The organism is Brevundimonas sp. CURTG3B2_SDJG (genome assembly GCF_057364705.1).
The window spans coordinates 1-4,492 of record NZ_JBNFOJ010000224.1 but is presented as its reverse complement, the minus strand read 5'-3'; the positions used below and the strand labels follow the sequence as shown (position 1 = coordinate 4,492).

Annotated in this window: 5 protein-coding genes; 3 read left to right on the top strand and 2 right to left on the bottom strand. The window is 70.5% G+C overall.

Features of this window, described 5'->3' with window-relative positions; translation table 11 throughout:
* The first annotated feature begins 133 nt into the window (after positions 1–133).
* The 3 genes from AC2W7C_RS13710 to AC2W7C_RS13700 all read left to right on the top strand — a co-directional run bounded on the left by AC2W7C_RS13710 (position 134) and on the right by AC2W7C_RS13700 (position 2,436).
* Positions 134–697 carry a 5-formyltetrahydrofolate cyclo-ligase gene (locus AC2W7C_RS13710; protein ID WP_486001936.1) on the top strand — a complete coding sequence of 188 codons (564 nt, stop codon included), beginning with the start codon at positions 134–136 and terminating at the stop codon, positions 695–697.
* Positions 694–1,515: a TIGR00282 family metallophosphoesterase gene (locus AC2W7C_RS13705; RefSeq protein ID WP_486001935.1), complete on the top strand. Its 822-nt coding sequence runs from the start codon at positions 694–696 to the stop codon at positions 1,513–1,515. Before AC2W7C_RS13710 ends, AC2W7C_RS13705 begins: the two co-directional genes overlap by 4 nt.
* Positions 1,516–1,599: 84 nt before the next feature.
* The gene (locus tag AC2W7C_RS13700; protein ID WP_486001934.1) at positions 1,600–2,436 is read left to right on the top strand and encodes a DUF5694 domain-containing protein; all 837 of its coding nucleotides are present in this window, start codon (positions 1,600–1,602) and stop codon (positions 2,434–2,436) included.
* On the opposite strand, the gene AC2W7C_RS13695 is transcribed toward AC2W7C_RS13700, so the two are convergent.
* Both AC2W7C_RS13695 and AC2W7C_RS13690 read right to left on the bottom strand, forming a co-directional pair.
* A complete protein-coding gene (locus tag AC2W7C_RS13695) occupies positions 2,418–2,870 on the bottom strand; it encodes a glycosyltransferase (protein WP_486001933.1) in 453 nt (150 codons plus the stop codon). The two genes, AC2W7C_RS13700 and AC2W7C_RS13695, sit on opposite strands and share 19 nt — an antisense overlap.
* 859 nt (positions 2,871–3,729) lie before the next feature.
* Positions 3,730–4,492: cytochrome P450 (locus AC2W7C_RS13690; RefSeq protein ID WP_486001932.1), on the bottom strand; the 763-nt coding region annotated here is incomplete at its 5' end.

Below are 4,492 nucleotides of genomic sequence, written 5' to 3'. Positions count from 1 at the left end.
TCGTTCACGGTTCTCGCGGCGCGCCACCTTCTCCTTTTGAGTGCGCCAACGCTCGCGACGCGGTCGCTCGCTGCTTAAGCGCGCGTGGCGTTCCTCCCCAAAGGGGGAGGAACGGATAGTCGCGCAGCCCCCGATGCAGTACGCCGTCCCTATGACCGACAAGCGCGAACTTCGGGCGGCGATGCGGGCGACGCGCAAGCGTCTGGCCGGCCTGGATCCGGAAGCCGCGTCGCGGGCGGCCCAACACGCCGACCAGCTTCCGCAAGCCGCGATCGTCGCCGTCTACCGCGCCGTCGGCTCTGAACTCGATATGGACGCCCTGTCGCTGACCCTGGTGCGCGCCGGCCGCGCCCTGTGCCTGCCGGTCGTGGTCGAGCGCGACGCCCCGATGGTCTTCCGCCGCTGGTCGCCTGGCGAGCCGCTGGAGCTGGATCTCGCCGGCATGCCGGCGCCCCTGCCGCTGGCCGAGACCGTGGCGCCGGACTTGATCCTCACCCCGCTTCTGGCCTTCGACGCCCAGGGTTGGCGGCTGGGGCAGGGCGGCGGCTATTACGACCGGACCTTCGCGGCCCTGCCGGAGGCGATCCGGGTGGGGGTGAGCTATGCAGGCCAGCGGATCGACGGCCTTCCGGCGGAACCACACGACATCCGCCTGCATGGCGTTCTGACCGAGACCGGGTATACCGCCTTCCCATGAGATTGGCTTTCTTCGGCGACGTGATCGGCAAGTCCGGCCGCGACGGGCTCACGGACCACCTGCCCGGCCTTAAGCGGGACCTGAAGCTCGACTTCGTGGTAATCAACGCCGAGAACGCCGCCGGCGGCTTCGGCATCACCGAGAACACCGCCAACGAGCTGTTCATGGCCGGCGCGGACTGCCTGACGCTGGGCAATCACAGCTGGGATCAGCGCGAGGCCCTGACCTACATCGTGCGCGAACCACGCCTGATCCGGCCCGCCAACTATCCGCGTCTGATGGATGCGCCCGGCGCCGGAGCCAATCTGTTCGAGACCCACAGCGGCCGCACGGTCCTGGTCATGAATGTACTGGGCCGGGTCCACATGGACCCGATGGACGACCCCTTCAGCGCCGTCGAGAAGGAACTGGCGGCCTGCCCCCTGGGCCTGGCCGCCGACGCGGTCATCGTCGACATGCACGCCGAGGCGACCAGCGAGAAGATGGCCATGGGTCATTTCTGCGATGGCCGGGCCTCTCTGGTCGTGGGCACCCACACCCATGTGCCCACCGCCGACTGTCAGATCCTGCCCGGCGGCACCGCCTACCAGACCGACGCGGGCGGCTGCTGCGACTACGACTCGGTCATCGGCAACGAGAAGGAAGAGCCGCTCCGGCGCTTCACCACCCGCCTGTCCGGCGGCCGCTACACCCCGGCCCACGGCCCCGCCACCATCTGCGGCGTCTACGTCGAGACCGACGACAAGACCGGCCTGGCCGTACGGGTGGAGCCGATCCGCGTCGGCGGCCGGCTCAGTCAGGCGGTGCCGGCGGTCTGAAACTGTCGAAGACTTAATGCGCGCGCCGCATCCGCGCGCCCCTGTCGTGGCCTCATCTTCGGAGGCGACCTTCCGGAGAAGACCATGCTGAAGACCCTGGCGGCCCTGGCCGCGCTCGCCCTACCGACCGCCGCCCTGGCCCAGACGCCTCCGCCCGAGCCCGCGCCGGTCGAGGTGATGATCCTGGGAACCTACCATTTCGACAATCCGGGACAGGACGTCCACAACGCCCGCATCGATTCCGTCCTGACCCCCGACAAGCAGCGTCAGCTGGAGGCGGTGGCCGAAAGCCTCGCGCGGTTCAATCCCACGGCGGTGGCCGTCGAACGGGTCGCGACCGACCAGGCGACCCTGCTGGACCAGCGCTACCCCGCCTTTGCCCCCGCCGCCCTGCTGACCAACGCCGACGAACGCGTGCAGATCGGCTACCGTCTCGCCCATCGCCTGGGCCTGAGCCGCGTCTATGCGATCGACGAGCAGGAGGGCGACGGCGAGCCGACCTACTTCCCTTACGAGGACGTCTACAACTGGGCCCAGGCGAATGGCCGGGCGGAGGACCTGGCCGCGATGAGCGCGACGATCGGGGCCATGGTGGCCGATCTCGAACAGCGTCAGCGGACCCAGGACATCGGGCCGATCCTCGCCTTCATGAACGGCCCGGAGCCCGCCGCGAAGGACAAGGCCTTCCACTACGCCCTGATGCGGTTCGGCGCCGGCGACGCTCAGCCGGGCGCCGTGCTGAACGGCCGCTGGTTCCAGCGCAACGCCGAGATCATGGCTCGCCTGATCCAGGTCTCGAAGCCGGGGGACCGCATCGTGGTCGTCTACGGCGCCGGCCACTCGGCCTGGCTACGCGACATGGTTCAGACCTCCCCGGGCTTCCGGCTGGTCGAGCCGGACGACTACCTGCCGGCGGAGTAGGCGTGGGCCTGGAACCAGGCGCGCCGCGGGGCCTGGGGGCGGCTGATCAGTTCGGCCCGCAGGTCGTCCAGCTGAGCCGCCCGCGCCTGCGGCGAATGAATCCGCAGCGCGAAGGCCTGGCCAGCGTGGGCCAGCGAAAGCCGTTGCTCCCGGTCGAGAATGAGCTGTTCGATCGCCCGGGCCAGGCCGTCCGCCGTCAGGTCCTCGACGTAAAGGGCGTGCGGTCCGCTGGCTTCGCGCAGGCCGCCCCGGCCTGAGGAGATCACCGCAGCCCCGGCCACATGGGCCTCCAGCGCCGTCAGTCCGAGGGGTTCGGCCCAGACCGACGGGATCACGGCGATCGCGGCCTTGCGCATGACGTCCGCCACTTCGCCCAGCGGCGCGGATCGGCGGATGTCGACCCGGTCGCCCGCCGCCGCCATCAGCCGGGCCACATGGGGCGCGGCCCATGCCCCTGCTTGTCCCAGTCGCCCAGCGCCATGGCGCGCGCCACCGGGGATGTCGGGGCAGGACCTGGACCAGCGCCTCGCAGAGGATGTCCACGCCCTTCTCGCGCATCGCCCGGCCGGAAAACGCGATCAGGGGGTCGCGTTCCTCAGGGGAGGCAAGCCATGCCGTCGCGTCGATGGGATTGCAGATCGCGCGGGCTTTCTGGGCGAAGCGGGCATGGGTGTCGGCGAACTCGGCGCGGGCGGCTTCGCTGACGAAGATCAGATTGCTGAACGCGGCGTAGCGCCGGTCGTATCTCAGCCGGTCGATGGGATGGCGTCCGGGCCGGATCGCGTTGTGGCGATACAGAACATGGTGGCGGCCCGGCAGCCGGCGCGACACGTCCGCCGCCACGCCGATCTGCTGATGGTATTCCACGCAGGCGGGCCCGAAGTCGCCGATCGCCTCGACCAGGGTCCTGATTCTCGCGCGTTTGCTCTGGCCGCGCGGCAGGGGATGCAGGGGCAGGGCGACAGGATCCGCGGCGCCCTCGTCGCAGAATATCCGAAGGCCGTCGCGATAGCGGCTGTGCTTGGCCAGCGTCCGGACCACGGTCTCCATCGAGTTGGGCCGGCTGTCCGAAAAGACGCAACCCGACGGCATCACTATCGCCAACTTCACGCGCGATCCCTTGCATCGAAAGACTGGGGACGCCGCGCCGTCCGGTTTTGCACGCGCTGCAGTCCCCTGCCCGTCGGCGGTCGTTCGCGCGTCTTCGTGTCAGCCCTGTGTCACGCGCGTCGCCGGACGTAATGATGTCTCGGCCGCTTCGACGGGGCCCGCCTGTCCCAAACCAGCCGGTGGTCACCCGGCCTTGCGCGCTCTCAGTCTGAGACGGATCGGCGTGCGGCTGCGCAGAGTGATCTGGTGCACCGGACGCGGCTCGACCGGGGTGATCGCCTCGACGCGGGCCGCCCGCAGCAGGATGGCCAGCGCCAGCATCGCCTCCTGCATGGCGAAGGCGGCGCCGATGCACACGCGGGGGCCGGCGCTGAAGGGGATGTAGGCGTAGCGGTCGATGCTCTTGCGGGTCTCGGGCAGGAAACGCTCGGGCCGGAAGGCGTCAGGGTCGTCCCACAGCGCCTCGTGCCGGTGCAGCACCCAGGGCGAGATCGCCACCGCCGTGCCCGCCTCGATCGCTTGGCCGCCGATCACGTCCGGGCCGATCGCCCGACGCGCCAGGGTGGGGGCCGGCGGGAACAGCCGCATGGCCTCCTCGATGACGGCCCGCGTCCACGGCAGGGCGTCCGCCCAGCGGGCCTCGGTCACGTCCAGCGTCGCGGCCTCCCGCTCCAGATGTTCCGCCACATAGGGGGTGCGCGAGATCAGGTGCAGGGTCCAGCCGAGGGTCCGGGCGGTGGTCTCGTGGCCGGCCAGGATGAAGGTTAGGATGTTGGCCGCCACCTCGCGGTCCGACAGCGCGGCGCCGTCCTGCTCGTCGCGCGCCAGCAGCAATGCGGACAGCAGGTCGTCGGGCGGCGTCTCCCCGGCGTCGATCACCGCTCGCCGGGCCTCCACCAGGGCCGAGACGCGCCGTTCGAAGAACGCGCCGAGCCGCCGCTGGCCG